Genomic DNA, 13364 nt, shown 5'->3' with positions numbered 1-13364 from the left:
CGATCGACATGTGCCGGTGTGACCGGTCACACGATGCAGGAAGTGTGACCGGTCACACCCATCGATGAAAAGAGGTGGTTACCAGTTCGTTACAGAATCGGTGGCGGGGCCGTCGACTCGCGCAGCACCAACTCCGGCGCGGCCAGCGACACGTCCCGGACCGGAACCCCGTCCAGCTCCCCCACCAGGGCCGTCACGCACGCCCGGCCCAGGGCCACGAAATCCATCCGCACGGTCGTCAACGCCGGTGTCCAGTAGGCGGCGCCCGGCACATCGTCGAACCCGATCACGCTGACGTCCTCCGGCACCCGCCGGCCCGCGTCGTAGAGCGCCCGGCGTACCGCGAGCGCGGTGTCGTCGTTGCCACACAGGATCGCGGTCACCGACGGATCCCCCGCCAGCCGGCGACCCGCCGCGTAGGCCGACGGCGCGTCCCAGCCGGCCGGCACCACCTCGGGGATCTCCACCCCGGCACCGGCCAGCGCCTGCCGCCAGCCGGCCTCCCGGCCCCGCGTCCCGGACTCGGACGGGATCGCGATGTGGTGCACGGTCCGGTGCCCCAGACCCAGCAGGTGCCGGGTCGCGTCGGCCGCCGCGAGACGCTCGTCCAGGCAGATCGTCGTCCGGCTCACCGGCAGCACGTCCGGTTCGATCGCCGCGACGGCCGGCACCCCGGCGGGCAGCGCACGCAGCACCGCCACCCCCTCGGCGTCGAACGCCACCACGATCACGCCACCGCCCGACGGGTCGCTGACATCGTCGACGGCACGACGGACCTCCGCGTCGCGAACCGAGTCGATCACCCGGATCCCGACCGCGAGTTCCTGGTCACGTGCCGATTCCTCGATGCCCTGCAGCGTCGCGGCGTACCCGTAGAGCGTGGTGTTCGCGGTGACCACGGTGACCGCGCGGGCCCGGCCCCGGCCGAGGGTGCGGGCCGCCCGGTTCGGCCGGTAGCCCATCCGGTTCATCACGTCCAGGACCTGCTCGCGCGTCTCGGTCCGCACCTTCGGCGAGCCGTTGAGCACCCGGGAGACCGTCTGGTAGGAGACCCCGGCGGCAGCCGCGACGTCCCTGATACTCGGCAAAGGATCTCCTCGACGGGCCGTGGGCGCAGCGATCAGATCCTACGCCCACGGCTGTTTCGATCGTCTTACCGCTTGCTACCGCGCGGTCGTCGTCGGCGTTCCGGCGACCAGCCGGGCCAGGCTGACCGTGTCGAGGTCCGGCGCGTAGGCGGTGGCGTTGCCCAGGGTCAGCGCGCCGCTCGCCGTGGTGGTGGTGACCGGAATGGATTTGTCCCAGAAGTTGGTCCACGCATACGTCGTGCGGACCGCGCCCCGGGTGGTGCCGCCGCCGGCCTCCGTGACGTCGATGAACCGGTCCACCACCTGCGGGTTGTAACTGTGGCTGCCGCTGCGCTCCGCGTTGGCCGCGCCGACGGTCAGCACGTAGTCACCGGCGCCGAAGCTCGACGGCCGGTTCAGCGTCACGGTGTTCCCGGCGCCGAGTCCGACGAACCCGACGTAGCTGACCGTGCCGCCCGCGTCCTCGGACCCGAAGACGCCGGTCGACTTCGGATAGCTCGCCACTGCCGCGGTTCCAGCCCGGGGCAGCGACTCGGCCTGCGCCCGGTAGACGTTGGCCTGATCAGAATCGGCCGCGGCGGCACGGGCGGTGGTGATCGACGAGAGTTGCGCACCCGCCGCCGCGGTCACGGTGATCTCGCTGATCCCCTGCGGGAGGAAGACCCGCGCGGTGGAGACCCAGGAGCCTGCGCTCTTGCTTGCGGGCATTTTGAGGGTACGCCCGTCAGCACGCACGTCGATCGCGGCGGCGTTCTTCGTCCCGTACCCGACAGAAAGATCGTGATATCCGGTCTCGGCCGCCGCCACGAAGAACGTCGCCTTCCCGCTTCCGGACAGCGACGCCGCGCCGTCGACCAGCTTGGCCCCGCCGGAGAGCCGCGCCTGGAGCACCGGATACACGGTCCTCTCCGAGTCGGTGACGTCGTAGAGGTCGAACCGGTCCACCGCGATGTCCACGTTCGGCAGGGCGGTCACCCCGTCGGTGGAGCCCTTCAGCGCGAACGTGTGGGTGCCCGCGGTCAGCCGCAGCGTCACGTCGGCGTTGCCCCGGTAACCCCACGCCAGCGTCGCCGGATAACGCACCAGCTGGTGGTATCCACCGTCCACGAACAGCGCGTGACGACCCGGGAGGCTGTTGGTGCCGGCCAGCACCGAGAGCCGGTACGTGCCGGTCCGCGGGACGGTCGCCTGCCAGGTGATGCTGGAGGTGGCCTTCTTGAAGTCGCCGACGTCGTGCCGGTTCGAGGCCATCTGGGTCCAGCCGTCGTCCCGGTTGAACACGGTCGCGTCGACGAGCGTGCCGGTCTCCGCCTCCACACTGCTGACCAGCGGGTTCGCCACCGGTTCGCGGCGGGGCAGGACGGGCGTGACGATCGCCTGGTACGCGGTGTGCTGATTGTCGTTCGGCACGGTCACGCTCACGGTGCCGTCGGTGACGGTCGCCCGCGTCGACAGCACCACCGGCGGCTGGCCGGTCGCGCCCTCGGCCCCGTTGAGACGGACTGCCCGCACCTGCACGTCGACCTGCGAGCCGGTGACGTTGCGCAGCACCAGGTTGACGCCGTCGGCGCCGCCGCCGAACAGGACGGTGGTCCTGTCGTTCGCGGCGTCCCGGGCGGCGATGCCCTGCAGGGTGGCGACCGTGTTCGGCCGTGGCGGCGTCACCTTCACCGTGCGGGAACCGGCGAGGTCCCCGTACCACTTGAACATCCACCAGCCGCCGTTGGCGCCGTTGGTCCGGGAGATGTTGTCGCTCAGCCCACCGGCGTAACTCCAGTACGCGGTCTGCGCATCGGCCTTCACGTCCTCGAACATGGTCAGCCACTGGATCAGGCTGCCGGGGGCGCCCATGTCGCGGGGCAGCGCGTACTCGGTGATGTTCACCGGGATCGCCGCGACGCCCAGGCTCTTCTCCAGGTCCCGGTACGCCGCGAAGTTGCCGCGGAAGGTGGCGAGATTGTCGATGCCCAGCTCGTGCCAGATGAACACGTCCGGCAGTTGGCCGTTCTTCTGCGCGTACCCCAGGAAGTCGGCACTGCGATCGGCGTGCCAACGACTGTCACCGGGACCACCGATGCGGGCGTGGCCCAGACCGTGGGCCGCCCACACCTCCTGGATCACCCGGTAGGCCGCGGACCAGTCGGCCAGGAACTGGTCGCGTTCGGTGGGCCAGTCCTGGTACCAGATGCCGTCCGGCTCGTTGAACGGCAGGAACACGTAGTCCTTGGGACGGGCCGACCTGGTGGCGACCTTCTCGACGGCCTCGCGCAGCAGCGGCAGGTAGTCCCACACGCCGTCGCCGTCGGCGTCGCCCGGCCGGGTGCCGGCGGTGTAGGGCCAGTCCGGGTACATGTCCTGCAGGTAGACGTAGAGGTCCTTGCCCGCGCCGGCGAAGAACGACCGTTCGACCTTCAGCGCGTCGCCGGTGGGGTGCTGCAGTCCGTCGGGCGGCCGCTGCGAGGTGTTGGTGACGCGGGCGCCGTTGAGGACCGCCTGCGACGGAACGCCCTCGCTGGACAGTCCGTAGAGGGTGCCGGTCGCGCCGCCCCGGAACGCGCCGGTGTCGGCGGCCAGGTCGACGGTGAGGGTGTCGGTTGCGGCGGCGCGGGCCGCAGTGGCGATACCCATGGTCAGAACGATGGGGACGAGAGCCGCGGCAAGTGTTCTTCGGAGACGGGGCATGGGAGCTCCTTGCAGGGGATTTGCGGCATGTGCACTAGTGTGACCGATCACATAGAGGGACGTGAACGTTAGTGTGATCGGTCACACAGCGAGGCCGGAAGTCCTGTTACCGGTTTGTTACCGGCTTAGAACGCTTGCAGGAGAGCCAGGCTGCCCGAACGCGCCACCAGCACCCGGCCGTCCTCCGCGACCGCGATCGCCATCGATGCCGCCTCACCCTCGTAGACGTCGAGGGGCATACTCGTGCAGTCGACGCCGGAGCAGCGCCACACGGTCTGCCGCCAGGCCGGTGTCGCCCCCTCGGTGCCGACATACACACCCTTCGGGCTGGCCGGCACCGAGCCCGCGACATAGACGTCGTCACCGGCGAAGACGGCGCTGCTCCCGGCACCGTTCTCGGCGCTGCTCTCGGCGCTGCTCTCGGCGCTGCTCTCGGTGCCGGCCAGCCAGGCCGCGGCCTCGACCTCCGGCTCCGCGCCGGAATCCACCGGCGTGCCCGCCTCCGTCTCGGCACCTGCCTCCGTCTCGGTCTCCGCATCCACCGCCGCCTCCGCCTCCGGGGCCGGGTAACGCAACTGGCCGTGCTGCACCGTGACGCCGCGGGTGCCGTCCGTGGCCCAGATGGCGTTCGGGAATCCCGCGAATCCAGATTTCTTGGGATTCACGCAGGTGGTCGGGTCGCACGTCAGCCGCGTGATCCACATGCCCTCCCACCAGTCCGCGCGCGGCCGGCCGTCGGCGTCGATCGACAGCCGGGCCCGTTCACCCCGCTGATAACCGTCCTCCTCGATGTGGTCGAGGGCGCCCATCTCATGCCGCTCGGGTGTGGCGCACGCGACATCCGCGCACCGGATCAGAACGAACCGGTTCCGGCCATGCGGACCACCGTCCGCCGGCAGCGACACGAAGAACCAGAGCGCGCCGTCCGGTGCACTGGCCGGCGCCACCTCCATCTCACCGGTCCCCTGCGTGCTGAGCTTGTCGTTCACCGAGGCCCGAACCGGCAGATACTTCTCCTCGCATCCGGTGCGGACACACCGCGCATAGTGGATGAACGGGCCACCACTGTCCGGCCCGCCACCGATCGCCGCGGTGACGACCGTCCCGTCCCGCCCGATCGCCGCCTTACCGAACCCCCTCATCAACGCCGGCCCGCCGTCGACATCGGTATGCCGCTCGCAGAGATCGTCGTCGCAGAACATCACCGCCCCCAGCGAGGCGATCACCGGATGCTGCCCGGCCGGCCAGGCCATCGCGGCCACCGGCCCCACCCCGTCCCGGGTGTGCACGACCGGCGCGCCGACCGGATTCACCACCGGCAGCCCGGTCGACACCACCAACGACAGGGCCAGTGCCGCGACGCCGGGCCAGGCGCGGATCTTCCGGTCCGTGCCCTCTCCGACGGTACGCGGTAACGACCGCGTCGCGAGTGCCGCCTGGGCGCCGACCGTCACCGCGAACAGGAGGACGTACCCGACGTTGTCCAGATACCACGGCGTCTCGACGGCACCCCACAGGGCCAGCGCGGCGAACGGCAGAGCCAGGCCCGCCAGCACGAACATGACGACCTCACCCCACGACGGCGGCGCCGTGTCACCGGACACCGACCACCGGACGCCGACGAGCAGCGCGCGGACCGCGAGCAGCCCGCACACCACCGCCAGCACGACGATCCCCGGCAACCCGGTCGCCGTCACACCGCCCACCGCGACGAACGCCCACAACACCCCGACCGTCACGGCGCACGCCGCCACCGCGCCGAACAGCATCACCGGCAGGTGCCGCAGCGCATCCCAGGCCGCCTCGCGCGCACCCACCACACCGTCGCCGACCTCGATCCGGCTGCTCGCCAGCAGGGCGAACAGCCAGGCCAGCACGACCACCGCGAGATTCACCCAGCCCAGTGGGGCGGACTCGACCAGCTCGACCCTGCCGTCGACGATGACCAGGCCGTCACCGCCGGCCGCCAGGGTGACCAGGTTCGGCAGGAGCAACGCGACGGCCACCGCGGGAAGAATCACGGCCGCCGACAGCCACCGGGCGGGGTTCATCGACATCCGGCCAGGGTAAGACCGGACGCCAAGAGCCGCGTCGATCAGTCACCGGGATCACGCCAGCATGCGGGCGAACTCCTCCGGATCGATGATCGGAATCTCCAGTTGCGCGGCTTTCTTCGCCTTGCTGGTGGTCGTCTCCGCCGTCACCAGCGCCGTCGTCTTCGCCGACACGCTGCCGCTCGCCGTGCCACCGAGCGCCTCGATCCGCTCGCTCACCGTCGTACGCGTATAACCCGGGACGCTGCCGCTGACCACGAAGGTCTGGCCCGCCAGGGGTTTGTCACCGCCGTCGTCGAGCACCTCCATCGTCACACCCCGCGCGGCCAGCCGATCGATCACATCGGCCATCGCGACCAGCCCGTCGACGATGTACCGCGCCTTGATCAGACCCAGCTTCTCGATCTCGGCGATCTCCTCGACGCTCGCCGCCCGCAGCGCCGTCATCGACTTGAACCGCGACGCCAGCCACCGGCCCACCGAACGACCGGTCATCCGGATGCCCAGCGCCGTGATCACCCGGTTGAACGGCTGCGTCCGCCCCGCCTCGATGCCCGCCATCACCCGGCCGGCGATCGCCGTGCCGACCTGCCGGTTGCCGTCACCGGTCCGCAGCGCGGCGACCTGCTCGACGGTCAGCGTGAACAGGTCGGCGAGGTCCTTGACCAGGCCGGCCTCGACCAGCGCGACGACGATCTCCTCGCCCAGGCCGTCGATGTCCAGGCACTCCCGGCTCGCCGCGTAGACGATCCGGTTGACCACCGCACACGACGGCGTGTGGCAGCGCCAGAGCAGGCTGGACTTGTCCCACGCCTCACCGCACTGCGGGCACTGCTCCGGCGGCGCCCACGGGGTCAGCCCGTGCGGCTGCTCCCCGACCGGGGAGGTGACCCGCGGGATCACGTCGCCGGCCCGCCACACCGCGACCGTCTGCCCGATCGCGAGACCCTGACCGACGACCCAGTCCGGATTGTGCAGGGTGGCGCGGGCGACGGTGGTGCCGGCGACATACACCGGGTCGATGATCGCCCGCAGGCTGATCCGCCCGGTCCGGCCGATCCGCACCTCGATGTCACGCAACACGGTCGACGCGGTGTCCGGCGGGTACTTGAAAGCGGTCGCCCAGTACGGCGTCCGGCTCGCCAGTCCGAGCCGTCGGCGGGTGGTCTCCCGGTCGGCCTTGAGGACCGCGCCGTCGATCGGGAACGCCAGCCCCGCCCGCCGGTCACCGATCGCCTCGATGGCCGCGATCACCTCCTCGGCGGTCCGGCACACCACCGCCGCCTCCGGCACCAGCCCCCGGGCCGCCGGGAACCCCAGCTGCGCGGCGTGCGCCATCCGCTCCTGGTGACTGTCGTCGGCGGTCACCCCCTCACCGCTGATCTCGTACGCCGCGAAGCTCATCGGAGTCTCGTAGGTGCGGTCGACGCTGCGGATCGCGCCGGCCACCGCACCGCGCGAGTTCACGAACGCCTTGCCGCCCGCCTCGACCCGGTTGGCGCTCGACGTCTCGAAGTCGTCGACGGTCATATAGACCTCGCCCCGGACCTCGCCACTCCACGCCGAAGGCAGCTCCGCGGGCAGGCCGGCCACACCCCGGCGGACCTGACCGGTCACGTCCTCACCGGTCGAGCCGTCACCACGCAACGCGGCCAGCACCAGCCGGCCCGCCTGGTATTCGGCCCGGATCGCCAGCCCGTCGAGCTTCACCTCGACCAGGCACTCGTCTCCACCGAGCGTCTCGACGAACGCGGTCACCTCCTCCGCCGTCTTGATCTTGTCGAGGGACAGCATCGGCGTCGGGTGCCGCACGTCGCCACCGGCCGAGGCACCGGCCGCCACCTCGGTGGTGACCCCCTGGTCGTCCCACTCGGGATGCTCGGCGACGGTCGCGGCGATCCGGTCGGCGACGAGGTCGTAGTCGGCGTCGGTCATCTCCGCGTCGCCGGTGTCGTAATACGCCCGGGCGGCCCGGCGCGCCAACGCCACCGCCTCAGTGAACTCGTCGAGGGTGGGGTACGGGCTCACGGCCACGGGCGAACTTTCGATCATGGCGGTGAGCCTAGAACGGCCGTACGACACTTTCCGGCGGGCCCGGAAAATGTCAGTGGTCCCGGCTACCGTGCGGGGTGGCTCTTCAGCCGGGCACGATTCGAGTTCGTCTGCTGGGCACGTTCAAGCTCGTCTGCTGAGCACGTTCGAGCTCTTCAGTCAGGCGTGTTCGAGCTCGTCTGCTGGGCACGTTCGAGCTCTTCAGCCGGGCAAGTTCAAGATCCTCAGTCGGGCAAGTTCAAGGAGGAACCGATGGCTCTCGTGACCGCAGGATTCGCCGTCTCCGCCGACGGGTTCACCGCCGGACCCGGCCAATCCCTCGACAAGCCGTTCGGTGCGGGCCCGGTCAGCGAGCTGACCCGGTGGATGTTCCAGACCCCCGACGAGAACAAGGCCGAGATGGACGCCCTCGTCCAGGCCGACGCCTACATCATGGGCCGCAACATGTTCAGCCCCGGCCGCGGCGAGTGGGACCTGTCCTGGCGGGGCTGGTGGGGCGAGGAGCCGCCCTACCACGGCCCGGTCTTCGTCCTCACCCACCACGAACGCGACGACCTGCCGATGGACGGCGGCACCACCTTCCACTTCGTGACCGGCGGCGTCGAGGAGGCCATGTCCCGGGCCGCCGAGGCCGCCGGCGACGGTCGCGTCGACATCGCGGGCGGCGCCGCCACCGTCAACCAGTTCCTGGCCGCCGGCCTGGTCGACGAGCTGACCCTGAGTATCACCCCGGTCGTCCTGGGCGAGGGCGAGCGCCTCTTCGCCGGCGTCCCACCCCTCAAGCTCGAGCAGATCTCCAGCCGAGCCGCCTCCCTGGTCACCCACATCACTTATCGCGTCGTCCGCTGAAAAGTCGCCCGAACCCACCACACGGAGCCGACTGACAGCCCTCGACGATGAATGAGCCTGGACGGCTCGGGCACCTCGACGGCTCGGGCACCTCGACGACTCGGGCACCTCGACGACTCGGGCACCTCAACGGCTCGGGCACCTCAACGGCTCGGGCACCTCAACGGCTCGGGCACCTCAACGGCTCGGGCACCTCGACGGCTCAAGCGACCGTGGGCGACGGCTGGCCGACCCCGAGCCGTCGCTCACGGCTGGTTCCCGCCCTACCGGACAACCGTAGTCGACGGCCCGACCGGCCCGGCCGTCGACTACGGCCCATCCGCGAGCCGAAGACAACCGCGAGCGACGGCCGGGCAACCCCGAGCCGTCGCCGACGGCTGATCCCCACCCTCCCGAACAACCGCAGCCGACGGCCCGACCGACCCGGCCGTCAGCTGTCGTCCATCCGCCGCATCCCGGCCGCTCAACCGCATCGCTCAGCCATCCGCCGCATCGCTCAGCCATCCGCCGCATCGCTCAGCCATCCGCCGCATCGCTCAGCCATTCGCCGCATCGCTCAGCCATCCGCCGAGTTGAGCAGTCATGCGCCGGGTTGAGTAGTCATGCGCCGGGCCGTTCAACGACGTGCCGGGCGCTCGATGCCGTGCTGTCCGGGTCAGCTGGGTGCCGTGTAGGTCAGCGCGACCAGCCCGTCGATCTCGACGCGATAGGTGACGCCGGGTCGCAGCGGGACCGCGTCGGTGAGCGCCCCGGCCAGGACCACCGAGCCCGCGGGCAGCGACTGGCCCTGGCGGTGCAGGTGTTCGGAGAGGTGTACCAGCGCCAGCCAGGGATCGCCGAGCACCGCGTCGCCCGTCGCTTCCAGCAGCGTCGTGCCGTCGGCGGAGAACACGCAGTGGGCGGCGGCCAGGTCGCCGGCGTTGGTGGTGGGTACCCATTCGCCGGTCAGGAAGCCGGCCGCGCTGGTGTTGTCCGCGACCACGTCGGGCAGGCGGAAGCCGAAACCGGCGAAGCGGGAATCGATGACCTCCACGGCTACGGATACCGCGTCGGCGATGCCGCGGGCCTCGAGGGCCGTGATCGGGTGGTCCAAGGCGCGGCCCAGCCGGAATGCGATCTCCGGCTCGATGCGTGGCTGCACGGCCCGAACCGTCCGGCCGATTTTCACACGGGGATCACCCCGGCCGGCATCCGCCGGAGGATCGTCCACGACGGTGTCCGCCGACCGGCCCACATGATCGGGGTTCACCGGTGGCTCGGAGCGGCCGGTACCTGCCTGCGCGGTGTCCGGCCGCGGGTCGGGCGGGGCTGACAGGTCCATGGCGTCGGTGAGAAAGCCGGCCACGGGCTGGTGCACGCCCATCGTGACCTGCTTGGCGCGGCTGGTCAGGCCCAGTTTCGCGCCTACCTGACGTTCTCCGGCGGCCAGCCGTGCCGCCCGGTCGACGTCCTGCACACGGTATCCCCACTGTTCGTCCAGCAGCGGATCCGAGTCGGTGAACGGCGGCCGGGTCCGGCCCGCCGCCCGCGCCTCGGCCAGTGCCTCAGCGGCCGCCGAAGCCGACAGGAAGGCCGCCGACGCCGACGGGAAGGCTACCGAAGCCGACGGGAAGGCCACCGAAGCCGACGGGAGGACAGTGCCCGAACCGGGCACCCCGGCCGGATTACTCCCGGAGCCGGGATGTCCATCACCGTCCTGAGCTGGACTTTCGGCAGCGCCGGGAGTGTCCGTCACCGGTCGGCCTGCAGCCAGGCGGCGAGGGCCTTCAACGCCTGCGGGGCGATGCCGTGGCCCACCGGATCGCGGCGGGCGGTCGCGTCCGCGCCGGAAGCGCCGGTCACGTACTCCCATGTCCGGTCCAGCAGTTCGCGCGGGATCACCGTGTCGAAGTCGCCCTGGGCCACGAACACCGGCGTCCCCTCCAGGTGCCCGGCTGTGGTCGGGACGCCCGCGTCGAACGGCAGGGTGCCGTAGAGCACGGCCACCCCGGTGTAGCGGCCCGGATCGTCCAGGAGCAGGCCGCCCGCGAATGCCGCGCCGCCGCTGAAGCCGACCAGGAAGACGTCGCGGGTCGGCGGCGCCACGGTGTCCAGCCAGGTGCGGAACCAGTCCATCCCGGTGCGTAGCGAGGACGCGACCGGCCGTCCGATGCCACGGTTCGCGAACCAGGCGTAGCCGCCGCCCTCGGCGATCGGTGCTCTCACGGAGGCGTACGCCGAAGACCGCGGAAGATGCTCACTCAGGGTGATGATCTCGCGTTCGTGCGAGCCGCGCCCGTGCAGCAGCACCACCAGTGGCGCCTCGGGGTCGGTGGAGCCGGCGAAGGCAACGGTCGGGGTGTCCATGGAGGAAACGTAGAACCCGAGATGTTGAAACGTCAACTAAAAGCCGATCGTGACGACAGCCACAGCAATAGTTGTTGCTTCAACCTAAGTCCCTCTAGATAGTTGAAGCGGCAATCAATCCTGCGAGAGAGGCTCCCATGAACAACGGCACGATCCGTGACGTCGCCACCCTGATCGCCCGCGTCGCCGTCGGGGTGGTCTTCGTCGCCCACGGGTGGCAGAAGATCAACGAGTGGGGGCTGGACGGCACCGGCGCCGCGTTCGGGCAGATGGGGGTGCCCCTGCCGACGGTGAGCGCCTGGTTCGCGGCGATCGTCGAGCTCGCCGGCGGCGTGCTGCTCATCGCGGGGGCACTGGTGCCGGTGGCCGGACTGCTGCTGGCGCTGAACATGCTCGGCGCGGTGCTGCTCGTGCACATCGGCAACGGCGTGTTCGTGGCCGAGAACGGCTTCGAGCTGACGGCCGCGCTCGGCGCCGCCGCACTGCTGATCGCCGCCGTCGGCGCGGGCCGATTCAGCGTCGACCGCCTGATCGCGCCGCGACTCTCCACCTCGGGCGCCCGCCACGCCTTCTCCCCCGCGGCCTGACGAGCGATGTGAAGAGGCCCGGCCCGCGGATCCGCGGGCCGGGCCTCTTCACATCGCGTCACACGGAGATCAGGCGCCCGCGGTGTCCGCGAACTGTTTCAGGTCGATCTGCTTCGCATCGGCCGGCGCCTCGATCTTCTCGCCGGTGGCCACCTCGAGACGTGCCGCCACCCGGCCGGTCGCCCCGTCCACGAACTGCAGCACGTTCAGCTCGGCCGCCGTCAGCTCGCCGTCCTCGATCCACAGGTCGAGCGTGATCGGCTTGTCGGCCGGCGCCTCGCCCAGGTCGCCCGCCAGGCCCGGGTCGACCGCCGTCACCAGCCGCTTGGTCTCGGTGTACGCCTTCGCCGTCGACGACGTGGCGATCAGGTGCGTCTCGTCCGCGCTGTCCCGGGTGATGGTCGCACCTTCGAGCAGGTTGGTCGCGCCGGCTATCACTTCCGCGGTCAGCTTCTCCGACTCGAGGTCGTCGGTGGGCACCCCGAAGCCGCCCTCGGCGAACTCACCGAGCTGGTCCGCGGTGACCTTGACCCAGTCGCCGTCCACGAAGTCGATCACGCCGGGCATGGCGGTGACCTCCTTGCGCAGGTCGGCGAAGTCGGCGTCGGTCGCGCCGACCTTCTTGATCACGTCCTGGACCGGCATCTTGGCGTAGAGCACCGCGTCCACCCACCGGATCTCGGTGCCGGTGACGCCGCTGATCGTCGCCGCGAGCGAGCCGCGGTCGTCGGCGGTGCCCTCGCCGGCCTTGTCGTAGGAGATCGTGAACGACGACGCGAACAGCGCGTCCATCGCCATCCTGTCCTCGCCGTCCGCCGACACCTCCTCGCCGGACGCCTTCAGCGCGGCGGCCAGGTCGTCGGCGCTGCCGGTGACCTTGAGAGTGAAGCCGGCCTGCTCCGCGTCGGCGAGTTTCTGCACGGCGTTGCGCAGCTCCAGCTTCGGCTCGACGGCCGCCGCGATCTGCTGCCCGCAGGCGCCGATGAGAGTGAGGGTGGTGACACCGGCAAGGGTGCCGGCGATGAGACGCGAGGCGCGCATGAATCTCCCCGTATGAATGAACGACCGGCCCAGGGTAGAAGGGGGGATCAACTCATGCCGCTGCCCTCCCGGCCGGCACCGGCCGCGCGGACCGCCGGGTCCGGTGGCCGAGCCAGCCGAAGCCCACGAGCAGCAACAGGTCGGCGAGGTGCACCAGCGTCACCTCCCGGGTGATCCGGCTGAGCGGGAAGACGAGGCCTCCGAGCAGGAGGAGAACGCCGAGGGGTACGGGCGCCGCCCGGTACCGCAACAGCACCGCGCCGAGCGCCGTCACCGTCAGCGGGAAGAGCGGCCCGCAGATCCAGTAGAGGGTCCAGGCCGGCACCGGGTAGGCGTCGAGCAACGCCACGGCGGTGGCGTGCGGCACATCCATCACCTGCTCCTGGACGGCCTGCACGCTGAAGGCCATGCCTCCGGTGACGGCGAGCGCGGTCACCGGCGGGGCGACGGTCGCGTACCACGGCACCAGTGGCCGCAGCCGCTGGTAGACGTCGAGCAGACCCAGCATCCAGCAGGCCAGGCCCAGGGTGGCGAGGGTGCCGCCGGTGGCGTCCAGCCCGTCGCCCTTCCAGAAGAATCCGGCCGCGGCGTTCAGCACGGCCCCGAGGATGAGATACATGCCGGCGACGCTACGAACGATCGACGCCGATGGAGTTCCACCGGCG

General features: G+C 70.8%; 10 protein-coding genes. 2 read left to right on the top strand and 8 right to left on the bottom strand.

The features are described 5' to 3' along the window. Positions 1 to 89 precede the first annotated feature (89 nt). The 4 genes from WH85_RS10755 to ligA all read right to left on the bottom strand — a co-directional run bounded on the left by WH85_RS10755 (position 90) and on the right by ligA (position 7876). Positions 90 to 1088: a LacI family DNA-binding transcriptional regulator gene (locus tag WH85_RS10755; RefSeq protein ID WP_245673891.1), complete on the bottom strand. Its 999-nt coding sequence runs from the start codon at positions 1086 to 1088 to the stop codon at positions 90 to 92. A 75-nt stretch (positions 1089 to 1163) separates the two neighbouring features. Continuing rightward, positions 1164 to 3716: a carbohydrate-binding protein gene (locus WH85_RS10750; RefSeq protein ID WP_211275331.1), complete on the bottom strand. Its 2553-nt coding sequence runs from the start codon at positions 3714 to 3716 to the stop codon at positions 1164 to 1166. Positions 3717 to 3895: 179 nt separating this feature from the next. After that, positions 3896 to 5827: a hypothetical protein gene (locus WH85_RS10745; protein WP_045741615.1), complete on the bottom strand. Its 1932-nt coding sequence runs from the start codon at positions 5825 to 5827 to the stop codon at positions 3896 to 3898. 51 nt (positions 5828 to 5878) lie between these two features. Beyond that, on the bottom strand, positions 5879 to 7876 hold the full coding sequence (gene ligA / locus WH85_RS10740; RefSeq protein WP_045741614.1) for an NAD-dependent DNA ligase LigA: 1998 nt from the start codon (positions 7874 to 7876) through the stop codon (positions 5879 to 5881). 252 nt (positions 7877 to 8128) lie between these two features. On the opposite strand from ligA, the gene WH85_RS10735 reads away from it, so the two are divergent. Next, the gene (locus WH85_RS10735) at positions 8129 to 8725 is read left to right on the top strand and encodes a dihydrofolate reductase family protein (RefSeq protein WP_045741613.1); all 597 of its coding nucleotides are present in this window, start codon (positions 8129 to 8131) and stop codon (positions 8723 to 8725) included. Between the two features lie 655 nt (positions 8726 to 9380). Here the strand turns inward: WH85_RS10735 and WH85_RS51570 are convergent. Both WH85_RS51570 and WH85_RS10725 read right to left on the bottom strand, forming a co-directional pair. Beyond that, positions 9381 to 10343 (bottom strand): 2-keto-4-pentenoate hydratase, encoded by a 963-nt coding sequence (locus tag WH85_RS51570; protein ID WP_045741688.1) that lies wholly within the window; start codon positions 10341 to 10343, stop codon positions 9381 to 9383. A gap of 113 nt (positions 10344 to 10456) precedes the next feature. Then, a complete protein-coding gene (locus WH85_RS10725) occupies positions 10457 to 11071 on the bottom strand; it encodes an alpha/beta hydrolase (RefSeq protein ID WP_045741612.1) in 615 nt (204 codons plus the stop codon). 137 nt (positions 11072 to 11208) lie between these two features. Here WH85_RS10725 and WH85_RS10720 point away from each other — a divergent pair, with 137 nt between their 5' ends. Next, on the top strand, positions 11209 to 11658 hold the full coding sequence (locus tag WH85_RS10720; protein WP_045741611.1) for a DoxX family protein: 450 nt from the start codon (positions 11209 to 11211) through the stop codon (positions 11656 to 11658). Positions 11659 to 11727: 69 nt separating this feature from the next. On the opposite strand, the gene WH85_RS10715 is transcribed toward WH85_RS10720, so the two are convergent. Further along, complete coding sequence (locus WH85_RS10715; RefSeq protein ID WP_045741610.1) at positions 11728 to 12699, bottom strand: hypothetical protein; 972 nt, start codon at positions 12697 to 12699, stop codon at positions 11728 to 11730. A gap of 52 nt (positions 12700 to 12751) precedes the next feature. Continuing rightward, positions 12752 to 13318, bottom strand: a complete 567-nt coding sequence (locus tag WH85_RS10710; protein WP_045741609.1) for a hypothetical protein — start codon at positions 13316 to 13318, stop codon at positions 12752 to 12754. Between the last annotated feature and the right edge of the window lie 46 nt (positions 13319 to 13364).

This window comes from Actinoplanes rectilineatus, assembly GCF_000962825.1.
GTDB lineage: Bacteria > Actinomycetota > Actinomycetes > Mycobacteriales > Micromonosporaceae > Actinoplanes > Actinoplanes rectilineatus.
The sequence above is the reverse complement of the archived record's forward strand: the minus strand, read 5'-3'. Positions and strand labels throughout refer to the sequence as shown.

Bases quoted from the DNA above. Each gene is read 5' to 3' on its own strand.
- WH85_RS10750 (WP_211275331.1), bottom strand. From the start codon at position 3,716: ATGGGTATCGCCACTGCGGCCCGCGCCGCCGCAACCGACACCCTCACC.
- WH85_RS10745 (WP_045741615.1), bottom strand. From the start codon at position 5,827: ATGTCGATGAACCCCGCCCGGTGGCTGTCGGCGGCCGTGATTCTTCCC.
- ligA (WP_045741614.1), bottom strand. From the start codon at position 7,876: ATGATCGAAAGTTCGCCCGTGGCCGTGAGCCCGTACCCCACCCTCGAC.
- WH85_RS10735 (WP_045741613.1), top strand. From the start codon at position 8,129: ATGGCTCTCGTGACCGCAGGATTCGCCGTCTCCGCCGACGGGTTCACC.
- WH85_RS10725 (WP_045741612.1), bottom strand. From the start codon at position 11,071: ATGGACACCCCGACCGTTGCCTTCGCCGGCTCCACCGACCCCGAGGCG.
- WH85_RS10720 (WP_045741611.1), top strand. From the start codon at position 11,209: ATGAACAACGGCACGATCCGTGACGTCGCCACCCTGATCGCCCGCGTC.
- WH85_RS10715 (WP_045741610.1), bottom strand. From the start codon at position 12,699: ATGCGCGCCTCGCGTCTCATCGCCGGCACCCTTGCCGGTGTCACCACC.
- WH85_RS10710 (WP_045741609.1), bottom strand. From the start codon at position 13,318: ATGTATCTCATCCTCGGGGCCGTGCTGAACGCCGCGGCCGGATTCTTC.